We start from the raw sequence: 17348 nt of genomic DNA on the forward strand, positions 1-17348 counted from the left end.
GCTAATATTATGGATAACTTTCTTAACACAAAAGAGCTTAAAAAATTACTACACATAAAAGGCGACGCCACCATTTGGCGATATATTAAAGAAGGCAAAATCCCACAACCTACTATAAGCCTTAGCAAAAGCCATAGATTGTGGGATAAAAACGAGCTTTTAGCCCATTTAGTAGCTAAAAAAGATAATAGCTTAGCTAATTAGAATATCTATCTTTTACACTTGGCAAATAAAGCAGTGTGCCACTTTGTAATCCTAAATCATAATCATCGCTGATATTATAATGCCTACGAATTATATACTCACTATTCATAGGTAGATAGTTGATTTGTGGCTTATCATCGTTTGTTGGCACTTCATCATCGCTAAATTCATTTGGCTTTCTAAACATATCTCTAGCGTCTGAATATGTTTTATAAGCACTGCTTAAAAGGTCTAGAGATTGATTTATTATTTGTGTAGTTGTTAGCCCCACAGGTTGAGATATGGCAATAGCTGTTAGTGGCGATATCATAGTATTACCGCTAGCATAAAGCCCAGAGCTAATACCAGCGTTCAATCCAAAGCCAGAAGTAACGGCACTATTACTCAAAGTCCCAGAGCTAAACATAATGCTAGAGTTAGAATTAAACATAACACTACTTGAAGTAGTTAGATTTGACCCAAGAGCCGACGCATTAGAAAAGCCAGTATTGGCATATAAAGCACTAGTTTGGCTTAAACCACCACTACTAGCAATTGATTTAGCCGATAGAGCCGACGCATTAGCAGCAGCGGTAGCAGGGACTTTCGCCCAAGCACTACTAATCATTGTAGATATATTTATCACACCACCAACTAGACTAAATATCTTACCTACCTTAGCCATATGGGCACCCATAAGTCCTAGCCCACTCATAATACTAAGAAACAGCCCAACACCGCTAAATATAGCCCCAGCCCAAGCTACATAAATTGCCCCAGCCCAAGTAAATGTATTCACCGCCCATTGAGCAGCAGGGACACCAGTATACCAAGTAACTATAAGAGCAAACACCGCAACAGCAAACCCCACCCATCCAGGGACGCCCTTGTCTTCTTTGATAAATAAAGCGTAGTGGTTGCTCCACTCTATATACCACTTCATCGCTCCACGAGTAGGCATATCATTATCAGTGTAAAAAGTCTCAGTCAAGAAAGCTCTTATGTCAATATTACTTATATGATTACTTCTATCTATATTTGCTAAACCTTCTAAAATTCTCCCATCATTTAAAATAGCCTTACCACCATATGAGCCAACAGGATAGAGTGTATATTTCTTATGGTTAGTTTGTATTGTTAATTTTAAATCATCGTAGTTATTGTGTGGTGGCTCCACTAGCATTTCACTCCAGTCGTGGTAAGTTCTCTTTCCATTGTCATCTATGTCTGTTGGAAAAACTCTATAATTAAATGTTTGATAATCTAATATCTCTACCATTTTAAGATTATCCATTATATAGTTTATCGGTGTGTTGTTAGCATTCACAACTATAATAGTATGTTCTTTATCTCCATCACCGCCAGTTATTGTTTCTGTGCTAACCAGGTGCGTGGAATAACTAAATGAGCCGTTGCCTAAACGCTTATTTATTTGTTTGCCGTTTTGCGTGGTTTGTTCGTATCTATTAGTGTGAAATGTATAATGATATATCATTGTTGCTTCATTATGGCTATAGCCATAATAACGATACTCAGCCATTCTATTAACCTTATAAATTAAGCTATATCTTTTACCATCTACAAACTCTTTTGGATGATTGAATAATAGCACATAGCTATTATCGTGTAAAAAATATCGTTGATAATCTAGATAATATAGTGGAGTTAAATTTGGTTCATCAGGGGCACTTTCACTTTTTCTTACTTCTACTGCAGTCGTCTCTGCTAGTATCAAAGAAGGTGCTTGCTCATCTGCATCTTTTACGCCAGAGCTAACAGCCCTTGGCATACATAATATTTCTACTTTATCGTGATATATACCATCGCCAGGGTCTCCATTATAGTAGTTATATGGGCTTTGGCCTACGAAAAATTGATTAAGCCCTAATCTATTATGGTCGTTATAATCATATGGCATTGTAGAGCTAGATTTTATATTATAAGAGCGTATATAATAGACCATAGCTCTTAGAGTAGAATGATAGAAGTTATTGCTTCTTGTTCTTATCCTACCTTTTCTGATAAGTTGTTTATGTAAAAGCTCTACCATCTTATTAAATCCCTTATTTCTAGCTAAGATAAGGTCTTTAATCTGCTCTACATAAGCCTTTCCAGCAGGTCTCCATCCGCTTAGATATGTTTTTGTATTCATTAACTATTTGGCGTAATTTTATCTATTAAATCTATCATTTTGCTTGATAACTCACTAGGCACTGCTACGCCACCACTAGCATATCCAAATACCGCATTTGTGATAATCTCTGCTTCTTTAATCCTTTGTTGGTCATCATAACTTGCTATCTCTCTTATAACGGCATTTTTCTTTTGTGCTTCGGTAGCTGTTTGTGCTGTTACAAGAGCCGTTCTTGCTTTATTAAACTCGATTTCAGCCTTAGACAACTCAAGTTGGCTTTTAGTTTGCTGTAAATTCAGAGCTATTTCAAGTGCTTTAGCGGTTAAATTCACCGCCATTGAACTCATTAGGTTAGATTGGATAGTTATCTTATCTTTTGGGGCTAAGCTCTTATCATTAAAGCTACTCTCTAGATACTTAATCGCCTTATCAAAGATGGAATTCTCGCTAATAATAGTCGCTTCTATCTGCTTATAATCACCCACTAACTTACTTGTATCTAAATCTAAATTTGCCATTTTTGTTCCTTATTTTTTGGTTTTACTATCTTTATGTTCTTTTAACGCACGAATAAATCCGTGCTAAAGAACCAAATACTAAAGTTATCTATCCGACTTTGCGGATTAAATTTATGTTCTTTTAGCCTTATCATAAGCCTTATATAACTCATCTGGTGCTTGTGGTGCTATCTTATCAGCTTGTGATAGCCATTTGGCATATTGCCCTGCTTTTTGCTCTACTTTTTGGTCTTGACTTTTTATCTCTTTTGGGGTAGAATTTATCTTAGAGTTTAAAGGCGAATTCGTGCCTTTTGTAATAGGCTTAGCGGATATATCTAAGTCTTTCTCTAATCTTTCATATGCTGTAACTATCCATTTATTTGTTGGTTCTCCATAATAATTAGATTTTAACACTATTTTAGTATCATCGGTTATAATTTGTATAGCTTCGTTAGGTTTTTTAATTATCTCCCCATTTTTTATTATATCAGGCAATTTATTTATAAGTTCAATTGCCTTTTGCTTAGCCTCTTCCTTGCTTAGTCCTTGCTGCATATATTGATAAATGCGTTTGTCTAAGATATGAGCTAAGCCATAGCCCTTATGTTTTATAGCATCTGTTACTTCGCCCCATACTAAATCTATATCGCCTAGCTCTTCTCTCTCAAACGCTCCAGCCACTTGCCCTTGTCTTTGGGTTAAAAGCTTTTTGATAGCGTTTGCTCCATCGTGATAAAACTCTGCGTAATTAGTGCCAAATTCTTTAATAGGGCGTATATTTAGCTCTTGTTCTAATAACTGCCTTGCTTGGCTTATCTCATTTAAGGCATTTTTAGTATATGTATCACCCTGTAAAAATGAATAATAATTTTTGGCAAGTTCTAAATCTGAGCTTGTTTTTTGTGGGCTTTTAACAATTTTTTCAAATTGATTAAGTAGATAATGCTCGTGTTTTAAGGCTTCTAATAGATTTTCATCATAGCCATTGTTTGCTTTTTTATCGCCTTCAAGGACGCTAGGGGCTAATCTCTCTTGCTCCTTAATTTTGTGCCACCATCTTGATTTCATATCGGCGATATTATCGGCTAAATTTTGCCTAGTGCTTACAAACTCTCTTAATGATTTAATCAAATCTTGTTTTATCTCATCACTGAGCTTATAAGTCCCTTGTATAGCTTCGTTGCCATCTACTAACTTATCCGCATAATTAGATTTTGGGGCTGGGTTTGTTATCTTATTTGGTGCTTTATTATAAAAGTAAAAATTTTTACCACTCTCTAAGCTTAATATCATATCATTAGCCCTTCTTAGTGATGACTTATTTGTGAAGTGATAACCTTCGCCATAAGCGTCTATATATCTTAAAGTATTTGTAACCATATCTTTTATATACTCTACAACTTCGGCTTTATTCTCTTTTAAAAACTTTTGAAATTCGGCTTTACTTTGCGTTTTTTTGGCTCTTTCTATAAATCCTTTATGTCTTTTTAAGAATTGCTCATTTAAAGCTCGTGCTAAAAGACTTTTTCGGCTGTAGCCTAATTCATCTTTTTGTAATGCTTTACCTAGTGGCTCTTCATCTCTTAAAGGTAAATTTACTTTTAAATTCTTATCTTCTATCTCTTTTAATAGCGTTTCTACTTGCTCGTCTGATATATTTTTATCAATTTTTAGAATGTCAAATGTTGCTTGGGTTGGCTCTTGTGTTGTTTCTTTAGTTTTGGTTGTTTGTGTTGCCATTGGCTCTGATTTGGCTTGTGGCTCTTGTGTGGTTGGTTTAGCCGTGGTAACTTTTGGCTCTTGTGGTTTTGGAGCTTCTTTAGCCTTTTGTGCTTTTCTATGAGCTTTATATAACTCACTAGGTGCGTCTGCTGTTAGGTCTTTGGCTACTGTTTCAGCTTCTTTTATGCTTTGGTTTGGTATAGTTTGGGCATTGGCCGATGAAAAATGCTCTTTGCTGGTATTCATTCGCACCCCGAGCACTTGTTGCTTACGCTGAGATTTGGGTGTCTCAGCCATCGGCTCATTGTTTAAATTCTTTTTGTCTGCTTTAACTACTTGTTTTTCTATCTCTTTAACTGCTTCTTTAAACTCATTTAATAGATTTCTTGTTGGTGTTGGCAAGTTACCATCTGGGATATTATCTATATTTTTAATCGCTAGTTTAAAGTCGCCATTAGCATTTAGTATGGCTCTGTTTAAATGTAGTTTTAAAGCTTCGTTATTGCCTAATTTTGGGATTAGTGGCTTGATTTTTTCTATGATGAGATTAGCTTTCATCGTTTCGGCTCTTTTTAGTGGGTCGGTGCTTATACCTTGGCTCATACTTTTTGATTTTACTACCTTATTGCCTAAAGCGTTTAAAATATCGCTAGTGTTGTTTAATAGTGCTTGTCTATTTAGGATTTGGCTCCTTAGCTCCTTAGCAAATTCACTCCCAAAATCTAAACTATTTAAACTTTGGTTTAAAGCTCTAAAATCCACTACGCCATTAACGCTATTTTTTTCCATTAAGCCTTTAATTATATTAGCTTCTGCTATGGCTCTATCTTTGGCTCCTAGTGAGCTTAAAAAGTCATTTAGAGTAACGCCATTAATGTTATCATTGCTTTTTATCATAGCATTAAGGGCTTCTAGGCTTGTCTTTCCATCACGGCTAATTTGGCTCATTAAATTACTATCAACTATATTTTTCATAGTAGCATAATCACCATTGGCACTTTTATATAAATTTATTAAATTCTCATCATTTTTTAAAGCTGTGTTAATCTCATTATCAATTAGATTTTTAGCTTCGCTTAGTGCTTTTTGGTTTATAAAATCACTTGAGCTTTTAAAATCAGCTCTCATTATATAGCTTAATTGCTCGTTTATAGCATTTTTAGCATTTAGTAGATTTTCTAGATTGCCACCACCATTTAAAGCATTAAAAACGCCCCTTGTGTTTATGTTTTGCGTATCACTTAAGATAGTGGCTAGATTGTCGTTTAAATCCTTAAAATCGCTTTGGTAATTTGAGTTTTTAATTAAAATATCTTTAGTATCTGCGTAGTCTTGCTTGACTTGATTAAAGCTATTTTTAAAGCTATCTTTTGGGGTTTGGGTTTCAAATTTAGCTAATTGTTCGTTTATGCTATCACTAAAGCTTTTATTGAGATTTGAGCTTATTTTTGCGATTTTTTGTGCGGATTGTGGGTTATTTACCACGGCGTCAAGTATGTTTTTTACTCCGTTTTCGTGGCCTAAAGCACTAAGCAATAGCTCAGCGTCTGCTTTGCCTATATTTAAGCCTTTAAGGGTTTCATTAGCCTTATTGATAGCACTATTTGCTATATCTATTCCCTTTTGAATATATCTGTTATCGCTTGTTTTATTTATGGTTTTAAGGTCTTTACTTACAAAGTTATCTAAGTCAGCACCTAAGGCGTCCTTGGCACTATCTAGGGCATTTCTTACTTCATATTCTCCACCTAGATTGGCTTTTAGTGCGGTCTCTGCCCCACCGATATTTTGGCTTAGTATATGCCTAGCACCAACTCCAGCAAGGCCTTGGTCTAAAACTTCTAAAGGGACTTTTAATGTTCCTTTTAGGGTATTTATAGCGGGTTTTGAAGTGAGTGCTGTAGCAAGTCCAGCCCCTAAAATATCGTTATTTGCTCCACCTGTAAATGAATTTGCTAATTGCTCTGCTGTTGTATTTTCTCCTACGCTTTTGTTGTTTAAGTATGTATCAGCCATCGCTCCAGCTCCACTACCTACCGCTGAGCCTACCATAGGAGTTAAGATTTTACCAGCTACTCCAGCGGTTTTAGCTAGTGGGTGCGGTAAAGCCGTGGCTACTCCAGCAAGTGAGCCTAGCATTTCATAGCTATTTGCCTTTAATTCATTTAAAAAACTAGGTTCAATCTCTTTAAAAACTCCATCTTTTTCTATAGCATATCTTGCTTTGCCATCTTTATCGATAGCTTTATGCGGTGTGTAGCCTTTAGCTGTTGCTAAATCAATGAATTTATTATCAAAATCTATGCTATCTTTTTGTTTTTGCTCGTCGCTTTTTGTAAGGGCATTTAGCATAAATGTACCATTTTGATTGGCTCTATAATTTGCCATTTGTTGGTTTAAAATATCGGTATCATTTTGTATATTAAGCTCTTTTGTGTTTTGGTATAGGTTGCTATTTGGATTAAAATTATATTGGTTTGCGTTGCTAAATGGGATTAGCGGTGCTACTTGATTATATGCTTTATTTGCGTATTTTTTAAAATTTTCATATAGATTTTCCATTTTTACCTTTTCATCATAATGGTATTTTGATTAAATAAATCATTTGTAGTTTTTTCATCATTTTTAGCCTTATTCTCTATTTTCGATTTAATATTATTTAGATTTTCTCTTGCTTCATTGGCTCCATAGTAATTTTGTGACTCAGCTAATTTAATAAGTTCATCGGCCCTATTTATTAGCATTTTTTGCGTTTCATTTAATGTGCTTTGTGCTTTTTGTGTGCCTACTATTGAAGGCTCTAAATCTTGATTGATTTTTTCATAATTAAACTTGCCTTGGCCTTTTAAAACTTCACTTGTTGAAGTTGCTAGGTTACTCGCTAATGCGTTATAATTAGCTCCGTCTTGTGAAATATTAGGCCATAGCGTTTTAAATCTATCATATACTCCACCAAATTTATCCCATCCGCCTTTTTTATCTACATAATTTTGAAGCTCATCGACTTGGTTTAATGCGGTAAATACATTTTTAAGGTCTTTTTGTTCGGATACAGGCATATTCTTTTGCTTGATTGCTAGGTCTAAATCATTATTTAGCTCCCTAGTTAGTGTTTCATTAAATTGCCTTTGATTTTCTTTAAGATTTTGTTGTTCTAAATAGAATTTTTGTAAATTTAGATTATTATTAAAATCATTTTGGTTTTGAGTAATTTCAATATTTTTATTTCTATAATCTTGTAAATCTTGGTGTTGCTGTTTTTGTAGATTGTTATTTTCGTTAAATTGCCTTTGATTTTCTGCGAAATTAACTTCAAATTGTCTTTTTAGCTCGTTTTGCTTATCTTGTTCTTGCTTGTTAGCTCTTGCGTCCATATAAAGCTTATATAGAGTATCACCAATTGCTCCGCTTTGTGCTACTAGATATGGGTTTGAGTTATATGTAACTGCTCTAGGATTAAACCACGATGCCATCACACGCCCCTATAATAGCTTGAGTTTCTAAAAGCTGTATATAAGTCATCATCAGCTTTGTTTTGTCTATCTATCTCTCTTTGTGTTAGCATTTTGTTAAAGTTAAATGCGTCTTTTTGTAAATCCATCTGCTTTTTAGCGTTTCTTTGTTTCTGATATGCTGAATACAATGCCCCAGCCCCACCGATAAGACCACCTAAATTGCTAAAGTTTCCAGCATAATTATTTAATCCAGTTAAGCCATTTGTGATACTACTACCTATATTTCCTAAAAAATTAAGCATTTAAAACCCTTATTATTATTTTAGCCTAGCCCCATAGGGCTTAGGCTCTTAATCTGCTTTTAGACCAACGCCAATAGCAAAGGCATCAGCATTTCTAACTTCTAGACAACCTTCAGTATAATAGCGTTTTGCTATTGCTGTCTTATCTGTGCTTACATCGCTTAAGAATGTAGGTTTTAAAAGTCCCATCTTAGCATAGCTAAAATCCCCAGCGATTAAGCAATCTTCAAGGCCATACTCTTTGCTTAAAAATCTATGAAGTCTGAAATTTACTTTACCAAAATCAGTATCTAGGCTCACTACGCTTGAGTTTATAAACTTCTCATTGCTAAATTGCCTTGAAGCCATTTTATTAAGGGCTTTTTTAAGCTCAGCTCCGATGAAAATATCCTTTGGTGTAGCTCCACTCTCCCAAACTCTTTGTAAGACTTGATGAAGGACATCTTCAGTAAGCGTTACGCAATCCCCAACGCCCCATTTGTTGTTATCACAAGAGCCAAAAGCAATTATATTGCCTTGTTCTTTTCTACCATTTTTGTCTTTAAAAGCCGTTTCGCCTTTAGCTGCGTAATAAAATAGCCCTGCCATCTCTCCAGGTTTGTCCGCTTCTCTTACTTGTGGGGATTTTAATACGCTTACCTTAGCTAAAGTATCTCTACCAAGGCCTAAAATTGCGTATTCTATATCTAGTTTATGGACTTTTGTAGCCTTTGCTACTTCGTTTTCAAGCTCTTTACCGCCATATGTAGCTACTTCTTGCATAGTTTGGCTTACCATAATATCAGTGGTAAAAATCTGCGTTGCGTTTGTGTTTTGCTGTTTGGTAGATTTTTGGTCTCCTACGAATGAGCTTATCTCTAATTGAGCGTTTTTGCTAGGCTTTTTAAGTGTATCAGTTATCCAAGAATGCGTAATACCCTTAACCACGCTTGTGCCTATCATAGACATTATAGGCGTATCATTAGCCCCTACTAAGATAATCTTATCATAGACGCTAGGGATTAGCCCAACTCTTTGTGTTGCTGGTGATTGAAATTGTGTTGAAGTTATCGCCATTTTTACTCCTATTTTAAATATTTAAGCATTTTAATATATTTAATAGGTTCAAATTTACCTAAAATTGAGCCATTTATATTTTTGTGCGGTTTAAGCTAATAAAAGCAAATTTAAAGCTTATTTTTGATAAATTTTAAGCATTAAGGAGAATAGAGATGACAACTATATCAGCCATAGATACCGCTAAATTGACTTTAGCATTATTAAAAAATAGTGATGATGATATTGTAGAATACACAAGTAGATTAAAGCTTTTAAAATTGCTTTATTATATTCAAGGCTACCATTTGGCTATGTTTGATGCACCTTTATTTAAGGATAAAATGGAAGCGTGGCTACACGGACCTGTTGTGCCATCGGTTTATCAATGGGTGAAAAATCTAACTGACGAAAAACTACAAAATGAAGCGATGGATGAAAAGCAAATGGGCGCTCTTAATCTCCACCCACAGCAAACTAAACTAATAAGTGAAGTATTAAACATTTACAATAAATATTCAGCCTATGGATTAAGAGATAAAACGCACACAGAGATGCCGTGGCTTAGTGTATATGAACAAGGTAAAAATAACGAAATCACACAAGATAGTTTAAAAAACTTTTTTATACCACTGGTTGAAAAATGAAATTAAAAGAGACTGCCAACAAAGAGTATCGTAACACAAATTTAAAAGAGAGTAATCCTAAAAGCCTTGATATTAGCTTTACAAAGATTATAGATGATTATAAATTTGGCTTACCTACTAGCTCATCAGATAATATCAACGATAAATCAAAGGTTCAAAAAATCGTAAAAACTCTTATGTATATAAGAGAGAAAAAACCCCACGAGCTTATCCAACAGAGCAAAGCACAATCTATCGGCGGTTGCGAAAAGTGCGACATTGATAAATGAAAATGGAGTAATGATACAATTAAGAATTTTTTTATCGAACGCAAAATAAAAGAAGCTTTTATAGTTAGAGCAGGAGATAGCAGGATATTTGGCACTATTGATAATAATTGCTTTTATATCCACGCTATAGAATACAAATTAGGCGATATATATCACCACTCATAGAATAAATTAGTATTAACTCTATTTTTTATAAGGCGTTGTTTTCATAGTTTTACTGAAATTCTCTAGTGCCTTTTTAAGCTTTACTAAAAAGCCTTGTAGATTAAAGTTACTTACTCTTTTAATGCTATTTTCTAGCTCTGTCATATCTTGGCTCCATTATTACATTTTTACTATTTGCTATGTAGTTAGATACTACTTCATCGCTAATTTGGCGATATATTTTTTCTAAAGTTAGCCTAAAAAGCACTTCATTTAAAACCGCATAATTGAGTGGCTCATCAAAATCAATATGTGTATTTGGATTATATTTTGGGTCATCTTCATTAAATATAGGCAAATTTGGAAATCTTAGATAAATCCCCTTATCATTTACCCACCTAAAAACTCGCTCCAATCTATCATCCCCATCCCTACAAATCAGATTTATAGGGTAGCAATCGTTAGCTATTTTTAGCATTGCTTCGTATGTCTCATAATTTAGCATTTCATCGCTTGGTGAGTGTAGATTTTTCTCTGCTATTCTATAAAGTATTAAATCTTTAAAAGCTTTTATAGTCATCTTTAGCCCTTTGCAATCTCTTAATAAGGTTATTAGCTCTCCTTGGTGTTTGCTTAGCCCATTTTGAGCTTTTTATATTCTCTATAGCCTTATTATAATCTAAAAGCTTTAGATATTTTTGCGTATTAACAAAGCTACCAAAGCCTTTTGCCCCTAGTTGATAAATCATATCATAGATACCTATTTTCACCACTTCAGGCAAGTTATCTATCCAGCTATATACTGCATCTACGCTTTTTATAAGCTTTTTAACCTTAAGTTCTAAAATTTCAGTAGCAATTTCTTTGCTCATCGGCTCAATAAAACCGCCATTTAGCTCTAGCTCCTTTTTGGTTAAATACGCTACATTAAATCCATAGCCTATGGTATCCACTCCAGCTGTGCATTGATAAATATTAGCTCTAAAGCCTTCTTCTTTTTTTAATTCTTCTAAAAGCTCATTTAGTCCATCTTTGCTTAAACTCATTATCTCTCCTTATTCTCTTAATTTTATATAACTTTCTTGACTTTTTGCTACCCTAGCTGCTTTGATATTATGCAATATAGATTGAGTATCCTTGGTGGAGTTTTTGACCTCGATTAAATCTTTTTCTATCTTATCTAGCTTAGCATTTGCTAGTTGCTCTAGCATTCTAATCATAGCAAGCTGGTTAGTTGAGTTGCTCTCGCTTACTAAATGTTGCTTTTGTAATTCTGATACTATAGCCTCTTTACTAGATTTAATCTCATTGATAGCTTCATCTATCTTTTCGCCCACTAAATCTACTTGCTGACGATTGAGTTTGCTCTCTCTTAAATCTTGAATTCTCCCTTCATAAAGCATTTTAGCAATCTTAAAAAATGCAACCACAGCCACAATCAAAAGAGCAATAATTCCACCGCTTTCAACCGCTTTTAAAACTTCATTTTCCACCATTTAAAGCCTCAATTCCATAGTTTAATTCCATTATATATAGATATAGCTCCCATACCATATCGCTAGCCTCTTTTTCGTTTGTAGCTCTTTTGCTAAAATCAATCTTGCTTGGCTGATAGAGGCTCATTGGTATATGAGTCTTTGGTGTTACTTGTGGTTCTGTTATTCTCACGCTCCCACAACCGCTCATAAACAGCATTAACAGCGTCAATACAGCTATTTGTATTATTTGAAACCTCTTTGACATATACTCTTTCTATCTCCTTCTTGCTCTTTAATTCACTTAAGCTCTCTAAGCCTTTTGAGAATTCCAAATTTAGCTTTTCTATCTCATCTTGCCACTTCTCATTAGCCTTAGTAGCTAAGAGATTTATCGAGTGCTGCTCTTTTAGCTCATCTTGTAAAGCACCATTTTGCCACCACAATAGCCCCAAAATGAGAGCCAATATCCCATAAACTATATATCCCATCATCCACCTACCATATCACTATTTATATCATACGGCGTTACTGGCACATTCCACGCCTTAGCAAGTTCAATTGTCTTAGCGTCGCTACCAAAATTTAGATTAGTAAAATCTATCTCAATGTTATTTGGATAATTGCTATTTTCATAGGTTAGTGTTTTGCTCCAGTTGCCTATGCTTAAACGCATATTATACTTAGTCATATATCCATAACCGCCATATGTTGCGGTTCCATTTGTGATGCTGAATTTTGTCGGTTTATAGTTATGAAATGTAAAAATCCACTCATCATAACTATGGCTACCGCCTAAAAAGCTCTCTGGCCAACTGCTAGGATTATTGTTAAGCATTCTTAAGCCATATGTTGCCCCATAATAGCTAGATGCCCCTAAAGTGATACTTACTCTCACTTCGCCATCAGCTAAGATATAATCACTAGGCACAGGCTCCCAGCTATCGCCCTTTGGATGAGCTATATCCTTAGCAAATACTGCGTCAATATTTAGCCCATCACCGCTAATACTTGCGTATTTTGCCGTTAATTTCTCGCCTAATTCATTATATATCGCCACATTCTCCCACGCTTGTCCGTAACTACCAGCATAAGAAATAGGCGTAAATCCGATAGTTAAATCACCGCTTAATCTATCATCAGCATATAAGTTATAATCTGCGTAGGCTCTTAACTCACTAGGTAACTCATAGCCTAAAAACTTCATCGTGGCTACTAGTTGTGTGTAAGTAGCCCCTTGTAGATTTGTAGCCATATGATTAACCTTCGCTCCTAACTCTTGTATAGTAGCATTTTGATTTATAGCTTGATTTAGCGTATTTTCATCTATACTGCCACCACTGCTATTTATCTCACTTTTTAAGGCATAGCTATTTAATTCATCTTTTGTAGCTAGATTATCTAAATTTGATAAATCGGCCTTTGCCAATAGCTCGTCTTTAGTAGCTAAGGTGTTTAAATCCGATAGATTAGCTTTCGTTAATAGCTCATCCTTAGTGGCTAAAGTGTCTAAATCACTCTTTAAAGCATATGTAGCTAAACTAGCTACTAGATTATTATGATTTTCTAAACTAGCCTTAGTTAAAATTTCATTACTTAAGGTTACAATTTCATTATCTATTTTAGCGTCCAATTCTGCTATTTTAGCGTTTAACTCACTATTATCAGAGCGGGTACTAGCAACTTCAACTATATTATCATCTAGATTTAGGGCTTCTTTAAGCTTATTAGATATGAGATAAAAGCTATCTTTGCTTATTGGATTTATAACCATAGCTATATTATCATTAGGTTTATTAATACTATTATATTTCTCTAATTTGCTAAGGGCTATCTCCTTAATCTCATCTTTGCTTAAATTGCCATCTTTAACTAGCATTGTTACACATTTTAAACCCATATCTAACTCCTATTTTTTAATACTTTAAACTTATGATACCACTTCACACAAAAGTAAAATAGCTTAGCTTTCCATTTAGACACTCCGATTTCAATCATAGCTTCATAAAAGTATCTATCGGCCATCTCATAACCATATTCACTCACATTAGCACACATATAGTCGTGTATCACCACAGCACTTAGATACTCTGGCGAATTAGGTGGGAAAAGGCTCCAAAACACTCTAGGAATATTAGCCCCATTAGTTACAAAGCCTTTAGGAATACAAACCCCTTGATATGAAAAGTCTTTATAGACTCTAAACCTATCTTTAGCTATTGGTTGGACTACTACTCTATCCATAGCTTAATCCACCCACTCTATAGCTTTTATCTCATCAATGCTAGTAGCATTATTTACAGCAGTTCTTAGCTGGTCGTGTTTAAATAGCACACTCTCAGTATGAGCTGCTACAGCTACACCAAAAGCCATAAACTCTTCTTTGCTAAAGCTAACTACCTTATTATCCTTAGTAATCCAGTTTATAGCTCCAGTATCTTGCCCACTAGAAGTAGCTAAGAGAATTTGGCTTACCTTGCCACTTATATTTATCTTACTATCGCTATCTATTTGAAACTCATTACCTTGATAATTTAGTGTTAAAAGTTTTGTAGCCTTAATACTTGAGAGTTCATCTAGCTTTATCTCTTTAGCACTTTCCGTGCTTACATCTCTTATCTCATAGCTGATATTGTAGATATTCTTAGCTTCGTCATAGCTCTTTAGAATAGATGGTTCTTTATATATATCATCATTTGCTGGGGCTACTTGCTCCACTACCCTAGCAAAACCTAAAGACCTTAGCGTCTCATCATCGCAGTTATCCAAAAAGTATGTATCAACTCCTTGATGCTTTTGGCCATTTTCATCACTGAATTCAACATCTTTATAGTATATTTCTAGACTAACTAGCTCATTTTTATTTATATCGTAAAACATTTAAACTCCTTAATTATAATATATACACACTTTTGCATAAAATGACCCTTTTGAGAAATTGCTATAATAAAACCCCGAACTAGCTTTACCTGAGCCTGTCCACCACTGTTTGACCACTAGCTTTGTACCAAACTTGTTGCTAGTTATATCTCTATATTGGTTATTAGGTACTGCAGGTTGGTAACCACCATTAACCCCATAATAAGGTGTTAAGTTTCCAATGTCTCCAACATCTGAGTGAATACTAAAAGTACAGCTAGTTTTCATAGTATTATTGCTATACATTATGCTGTGGGTTTTACAAAATACTTCTTTACCTCTTAGGTCAGGTGTGTTTATTGTTGTTTGAGATAAATCACAGCTCCTTGGAAATATAACTTCATAATAATTAGCATAAAACTTACCTGCTACAGGCAAACCAGTTTTTAAATCTATTACTGGATTTAGACCACCTAATAGCATTATTAACTCCTAGTAATTCTAACTAATGAGCTACTTACAACTGTGTAGCTAAATACCTCATTATTACCAAAGCCACTTTGAGCTACTCTAAAGTTAAATGGGGCTGAAAATCCTGATATGTTAGCCCCCTTAGCTACAAATATCTCACCAGTCTGACCTATGTTACTAGCTGCATTAGTTACAGTAATATTTACTTTAGAAGTCAAATTCAGACTAAAGTTAATCCCATTGTTTAGATTTATTGCCCCACCAGTAACTGCTACATATCCACCACGCTTTTTAGAGTATGCTCTATTTACTAGATTTGTATCAGCTGCTGGTGCTACATTGCATATTGGAGCTTTGTTATTAAATGTTACTTGCCCAGTATCAAAGGTATTGTTACCACTAAATGTATTGGCTCCTTTACTAGTTATTGCTCCATTAAATGTAGTAGTTCCACTTAAGGTTTTATTACCAGCAATTGTTTGGTTACCTGTCAAATTCACCGTAGCGTTAGCGTTTGCTTTGGTATTTACTACACTATCAACATAGGCTTTATTAGCTACTTGATTATTTGCTGTTGGATTTGTAGCACTCACTGGAGGAGCTGAAAAGGTCTTAACCCCAGCTATAGTCTGATTGGTAGTCAAATTCACTACTACATTATCATTAGCCTTAGTACTAGCTACTAAATCTACATAAGCTTTATTAGCTACTTGATTAGTTTCTGTTGGGTTTGTAGCTGATACTGGTGGAACGCTAAAAGTTTTTATATCATTTATAGTTTGGTCTCCAGTTAGCTTAACTACTCCAGTTAGCGTAGCCTTTAACTCATCTACATACTCTTTAGTAGCTAACTCGGGACTTTGGATAAGGGCTTCTTCGCTCTTTAGGCGTTCTTTAGTCTGATTTAGCACTTCTATATCACTATTTAGCTGATTAATCTCGCTTTCTAAATTAGTTATTTGAGATGATTTAGTAGCTATATCACTCTCATATTGTCTCTTTTGAACTTCTAAGATATCGGTATTTTCACCAGCTTGTTGCTTTTCGTTTATTAGCTCTGTTATGGTAGCTAGATTAACTTCTAAGGCTCTCTTTTCTTCGCTTAGAGTTAATAGCTCTTGGCGTTTGCGTGGTATTGATTGCTCTTTATCTAAGATATCAGCTTCTACCCTTTTAAGCTCGTTTTGTTTAGCTAGTTTGGCTTCATCCACAGGGATTTTAGCATCTACTTTGGCTATTAGCTCATTTATCTCATCTTTGGTATAGGCATTAGCTTGTATAACATTAGAACTAAGCCTATTAAGACGCTTAAAGTCATCACTAACAACTATATAATTAACCCCAGCATTCTCCCCACTGCTATATGCGTGTGATACATAGCATATATAGCTCTCCCCAGCGTTTTGGCTCTCTTGTTTAGATAGTTCAGCCTTTATATCAGCTACTATATCATCTATGCTTCTAGTGCTATCTAGAACTATCTTGTCATATTTTTTAACTTCCATTACTCTATCTCCACTTTATCATATTTAATTCTATTATTAATCTCTGTCTTGATAAGCTCTTTTATGCTATCAACTTCACTTAGCACACCTTGGATTTTGGCTTCTAATCTCTCATTTAAAGCTGTGAAATTATCATATTCAACCCCATTTATCACCACCTTTTTAGGCGTAGGGTCTAAGCTATTAATTAGCTGTGATTGAACTTCTTTGCCTGTGATATTAGCTTCTTTCCAAAAAGCTGCTACCGCATCTATCTTAGCTTCCAATTCAGCTAGTCTGTTTGGCAAGGCACTATCTAGATAGCTTATTAGCTCATCTATCTTATCAATTTTGCTATCAGTTACTATACTACTCATCACTCATCCTTACTTATTATTTATTCGCCATTTCCTACAAAGCTACTTAGATACATTATCTTAGAGCTATTTTTGAGATTTTCTATTGTGTCTTTATCCGCTTGGGCAATATCTTCTAAGACTAGACACAATATACCGCTATTTTTTAGCACCACTAATTCGCCTTCATAGCCCCAAAACTCGCTATTTTTATCATCTAAAATAGGCGTATGAGCTATAACACTGCGATTTAGCTTACCACCTATGGCGCTGCCATCTATCTTGCCAGTAGATATATCGTAACTACTCATT

The 17348-nt window shown here is 34.7% G+C and carries 22 protein-coding genes; 3 read left to right on the top strand and 19 right to left on the bottom strand.

All coding sequences use genetic code 11. The features are described from left to right. Positions 1 to 9 precede the first annotated feature (9 nt). Positions 10 to 204, top strand: coding sequence for a helix-turn-helix transcriptional regulator (locus CVIC12175_RS07210; protein WP_086257308.1), 195 nt, complete (start codon positions 10 to 12; stop codon positions 202 to 204). Here CVIC12175_RS07210 and CVIC12175_RS07215 read toward each other — a convergent pair. The 6 genes from CVIC12175_RS07215 to CVIC12175_RS07240 form a co-directional block, all read right to left on the bottom strand. Beyond that, positions 197 to 2335 carry a DUF3180 domain-containing protein gene (locus tag CVIC12175_RS07215; protein WP_086315975.1) on the bottom strand — a complete coding sequence of 713 codons (2139 nt, stop codon included), beginning with the start codon at positions 2333 to 2335 and terminating at the stop codon, positions 197 to 199. The genes CVIC12175_RS07210 and CVIC12175_RS07215 overlap by 8 nt on opposite strands. Then, complete coding sequence (locus tag CVIC12175_RS07220; protein WP_086315976.1) at positions 2335 to 2835, bottom strand: hypothetical protein; 501 nt, start codon at positions 2833 to 2835, stop codon at positions 2335 to 2337. The genes CVIC12175_RS07215 and CVIC12175_RS07220 overlap by 1 nt, the downstream gene beginning before the upstream one ends. A 111-nt stretch (positions 2836 to 2946) precedes the next feature. After that, complete coding sequence (locus CVIC12175_RS07225) at positions 2947 to 7101, bottom strand: putative barnase/colicin E5 family endoribonuclease (RefSeq protein WP_086315977.1); 4155 nt, start codon at positions 7099 to 7101, stop codon at positions 2947 to 2949. 2 nt (positions 7102 to 7103) lie between these two features. Further along, positions 7104 to 8012 carry a hypothetical protein gene (locus CVIC12175_RS07230; protein ID WP_086315978.1) on the bottom strand — a complete coding sequence of 303 codons (909 nt, stop codon included), beginning with the start codon at positions 8010 to 8012 and terminating at the stop codon, positions 7104 to 7106. After that, positions 8012 to 8296 carry a hypothetical protein gene (locus CVIC12175_RS07235; protein ID WP_086257313.1) on the bottom strand — a complete coding sequence of 95 codons (285 nt, stop codon included), beginning with the start codon at positions 8294 to 8296 and terminating at the stop codon, positions 8012 to 8014. Before CVIC12175_RS07235 ends, CVIC12175_RS07230 begins: the two co-directional genes overlap by 1 nt. A gap of 48 nt (positions 8297 to 8344) precedes the next feature. Continuing rightward, complete coding sequence (locus CVIC12175_RS07240) at positions 8345 to 9352, bottom strand: SU10 major capsid protein (RefSeq protein WP_086257314.1); 1008 nt, start codon at positions 9350 to 9352, stop codon at positions 8345 to 8347. Between the two features lie 155 nt (positions 9353 to 9507). Between CVIC12175_RS07240 and CVIC12175_RS07245 the strand changes: the two genes are divergently transcribed. Both CVIC12175_RS07245 and CVIC12175_RS07250 read left to right on the top strand, forming a co-directional pair. Then, entirely contained in the window at positions 9508 to 9978 is a 471-nt protein-coding gene (locus CVIC12175_RS07245) for a Panacea domain-containing protein (RefSeq protein WP_086257315.1), read from the top strand. Beyond that, positions 9975 to 10247 carry a hypothetical protein gene (locus CVIC12175_RS07250; RefSeq protein WP_086315979.1) on the top strand — a complete coding sequence of 91 codons (273 nt, stop codon included), beginning with the start codon at positions 9975 to 9977 and terminating at the stop codon, positions 10245 to 10247. The genes CVIC12175_RS07245 and CVIC12175_RS07250 overlap by 4 nt, the downstream gene beginning before the upstream one ends. 183 nt (positions 10248 to 10430) lie before the next feature. On the opposite strand, the gene CVIC12175_RS08735 is transcribed toward CVIC12175_RS07250, so the two are convergent. Genes CVIC12175_RS08735 through CVIC12175_RS07305 form a run of 13 tightly spaced genes read right to left on the bottom strand, consistent with a single transcriptional unit; the run spans position 10431 to position 17347 of the window. Continuing rightward, positions 10431 to 10556, bottom strand: coding sequence for a hypothetical protein (locus CVIC12175_RS08735; RefSeq protein ID WP_257789265.1), 126 nt, complete (start codon positions 10554 to 10556; stop codon positions 10431 to 10433). Continuing rightward, positions 10537 to 10971, bottom strand: coding sequence for a hypothetical protein (locus tag CVIC12175_RS07255; protein ID WP_086257274.1), 435 nt, complete (start codon positions 10969 to 10971; stop codon positions 10537 to 10539). The genes CVIC12175_RS08735 and CVIC12175_RS07255 overlap by 20 nt, the downstream gene beginning before the upstream one ends. Continuing rightward, complete coding sequence (locus CVIC12175_RS07260; RefSeq protein WP_086257273.1) at positions 10952 to 11437, bottom strand: glycoside hydrolase family protein; 486 nt, start codon at positions 11435 to 11437, stop codon at positions 10952 to 10954. Before CVIC12175_RS07260 ends, CVIC12175_RS07255 begins: the two co-directional genes overlap by 20 nt. Before the next feature lie 9 nt (positions 11438 to 11446). After that, positions 11447 to 11887, bottom strand: coding sequence for a hypothetical protein (locus tag CVIC12175_RS07265; RefSeq protein ID WP_086257272.1), 441 nt, complete (start codon positions 11885 to 11887; stop codon positions 11447 to 11449). Further along, positions 11874 to 12014: a hypothetical protein gene (locus CVIC12175_RS08555; RefSeq protein WP_180380694.1), complete on the bottom strand. Its 141-nt coding sequence runs from the start codon at positions 12012 to 12014 to the stop codon at positions 11874 to 11876. The genes CVIC12175_RS07265 and CVIC12175_RS08555 overlap by 14 nt, the downstream gene beginning before the upstream one ends. Continuing rightward, complete coding sequence (locus CVIC12175_RS07270) at positions 11986 to 12357, bottom strand: hypothetical protein (RefSeq protein WP_086257271.1); 372 nt, start codon at positions 12355 to 12357, stop codon at positions 11986 to 11988. Before CVIC12175_RS07270 ends, CVIC12175_RS08555 begins: the two co-directional genes overlap by 29 nt. Beyond that, positions 12357 to 13766, bottom strand: a complete 1410-nt coding sequence (locus tag CVIC12175_RS07275) for a hypothetical protein (protein WP_086257270.1) — start codon at positions 13764 to 13766, stop codon at positions 12357 to 12359. The genes CVIC12175_RS07270 and CVIC12175_RS07275 overlap by 1 nt, the downstream gene beginning before the upstream one ends. A 2-nt stretch (positions 13767 to 13768) precedes the next feature. Then, positions 13769 to 14110, bottom strand: coding sequence for a DUF1353 domain-containing protein (locus CVIC12175_RS07280; protein ID WP_086257269.1), 342 nt, complete (start codon positions 14108 to 14110; stop codon positions 13769 to 13771). Positions 14111 to 14113: 3 nt separating this feature from the next. After that, positions 14114 to 14746, bottom strand: a complete 633-nt coding sequence (locus CVIC12175_RS07285; RefSeq protein WP_086315980.1) for a DUF4376 domain-containing protein — start codon at positions 14744 to 14746, stop codon at positions 14114 to 14116. 9 nt (positions 14747 to 14755) lie between these two features. Then, positions 14756 to 15208, bottom strand: a complete 453-nt coding sequence (locus CVIC12175_RS07290; protein ID WP_086315981.1) for a hypothetical protein — start codon at positions 15206 to 15208, stop codon at positions 14756 to 14758. Between the two features lie 2 nt (positions 15209 to 15210). Further along, positions 15211 to 16701, bottom strand: a complete 1491-nt coding sequence (locus CVIC12175_RS07295; protein ID WP_086315982.1) for a hypothetical protein — start codon at positions 16699 to 16701, stop codon at positions 15211 to 15213. Further along, a complete protein-coding gene (locus CVIC12175_RS07300) occupies positions 16701 to 17057 on the bottom strand; it encodes a hypothetical protein (RefSeq protein WP_086315983.1) in 357 nt (118 codons plus the stop codon). Before CVIC12175_RS07300 ends, CVIC12175_RS07295 begins: the two co-directional genes overlap by 1 nt. A gap of 20 nt (positions 17058 to 17077) precedes the next feature. After that, the gene (locus tag CVIC12175_RS07305) at positions 17078 to 17347 is read right to left on the bottom strand and encodes a hypothetical protein (protein ID WP_086257264.1); all 270 of its coding nucleotides are present in this window, start codon (positions 17345 to 17347) and stop codon (positions 17078 to 17080) included. Position 17348 lies beyond the last annotated feature (1 nt).

The organism is Campylobacter vicugnae (assembly GCF_002139875.1).
In the GTDB taxonomy this organism is placed as follows: domain Bacteria; phylum Campylobacterota; class Campylobacteria; order Campylobacterales; family Campylobacteraceae; genus Campylobacter; species Campylobacter vicugnae.

What these genes read in the sequence shown, in the direction of transcription:
- CVIC12175_RS07210 (WP_086257308.1), top strand. Translation starts at nt 10, where the DNA reads ATGGATAACTTTCTTAACACAAAAGAGCTTAAAAAATTACTACACATA.
- CVIC12175_RS07215 (WP_086315975.1), bottom strand. Translation starts at nt 2,335, where the DNA reads ATGAATACAAAAACATATCTAAGCGGATGGAGACCTGCTGGAAAGGCT.
- CVIC12175_RS07220 (WP_086315976.1), bottom strand. Translation starts at nt 2,835, where the DNA reads ATGGCAAATTTAGATTTAGATACAAGTAAGTTAGTGGGTGATTATAAG.
- CVIC12175_RS07225 (WP_086315977.1), bottom strand. Translation starts at nt 7,101, where the DNA reads ATGGAAAATCTATATGAAAATTTTAAAAAATACGCAAATAAAGCATAT.
- CVIC12175_RS07230 (WP_086315978.1), bottom strand. Translation starts at nt 8,012, where the DNA reads ATGGCATCGTGGTTTAATCCTAGAGCAGTTACATATAACTCAAACCCA.
- CVIC12175_RS07235 (WP_086257313.1), bottom strand. Translation starts at nt 8,296, where the DNA reads ATGCTTAATTTTTTAGGAAATATAGGTAGTAGTATCACAAATGGCTTA.
- CVIC12175_RS07240 (WP_086257314.1), bottom strand. Translation starts at nt 9,352, where the DNA reads ATGGCGATAACTTCAACACAATTTCAATCACCAGCAACACAAAGAGTT.
- CVIC12175_RS07245 (WP_086257315.1), top strand. Translation starts at nt 9,508, where the DNA reads ATGACAACTATATCAGCCATAGATACCGCTAAATTGACTTTAGCATTA.
- CVIC12175_RS07250 (WP_086315979.1), top strand. Translation starts at nt 9,975, where the DNA reads ATGAAATTAAAAGAGACTGCCAACAAAGAGTATCGTAACACAAATTTA.
- CVIC12175_RS08735 (WP_257789265.1), bottom strand. Translation starts at nt 10,556, where the DNA reads ATGACAGAGCTAGAAAATAGCATTAAAAGAGTAAGTAACTTTAATCTA.
- CVIC12175_RS07255 (WP_086257274.1), bottom strand. Translation starts at nt 10,971, where the DNA reads ATGACTATAAAAGCTTTTAAAGATTTAATACTTTATAGAATAGCAGAG.
- CVIC12175_RS07260 (WP_086257273.1), bottom strand. Translation starts at nt 11,437, where the DNA reads ATGAGTTTAAGCAAAGATGGACTAAATGAGCTTTTAGAAGAATTAAAA.
- CVIC12175_RS07265 (WP_086257272.1), bottom strand. Translation starts at nt 11,887, where the DNA reads ATGGTGGAAAATGAAGTTTTAAAAGCGGTTGAAAGCGGTGGAATTATT.
- CVIC12175_RS08555 (WP_180380694.1), bottom strand. Translation starts at nt 12,014, where the DNA reads ATGAGCCTCTATCAGCCAAGCAAGATTGATTTTAGCAAAAGAGCTACA.
- CVIC12175_RS07270 (WP_086257271.1), bottom strand. Translation starts at nt 12,357, where the DNA reads ATGGGATATATAGTTTATGGGATATTGGCTCTCATTTTGGGGCTATTG.
- CVIC12175_RS07275 (WP_086257270.1), bottom strand. Translation starts at nt 13,766, where the DNA reads ATGGGTTTAAAATGTGTAACAATGCTAGTTAAAGATGGCAATTTAAGC.
- CVIC12175_RS07280 (WP_086257269.1), bottom strand. Translation starts at nt 14,110, where the DNA reads ATGGATAGAGTAGTAGTCCAACCAATAGCTAAAGATAGGTTTAGAGTC.
- CVIC12175_RS07285 (WP_086315980.1), bottom strand. Translation starts at nt 14,746, where the DNA reads ATGTTTTACGATATAAATAAAAATGAGCTAGTTAGTCTAGAAATATAC.
- CVIC12175_RS07290 (WP_086315981.1), bottom strand. Translation starts at nt 15,208, where the DNA reads ATGCTATTAGGTGGTCTAAATCCAGTAATAGATTTAAAAACTGGTTTG.
- CVIC12175_RS07295 (WP_086315982.1), bottom strand. Translation starts at nt 16,701, where the DNA reads ATGGAAGTTAAAAAATATGACAAGATAGTTCTAGATAGCACTAGAAGC.
- CVIC12175_RS07300 (WP_086315983.1), bottom strand. Translation starts at nt 17,057, where the DNA reads ATGAGTAGTATAGTAACTGATAGCAAAATTGATAAGATAGATGAGCTA.
- CVIC12175_RS07305 (WP_086257264.1), bottom strand. Translation starts at nt 17,347, where the DNA reads ATGAGTAGTTACGATATATCTACTGGCAAGATAGATGGCAGCGCCATA.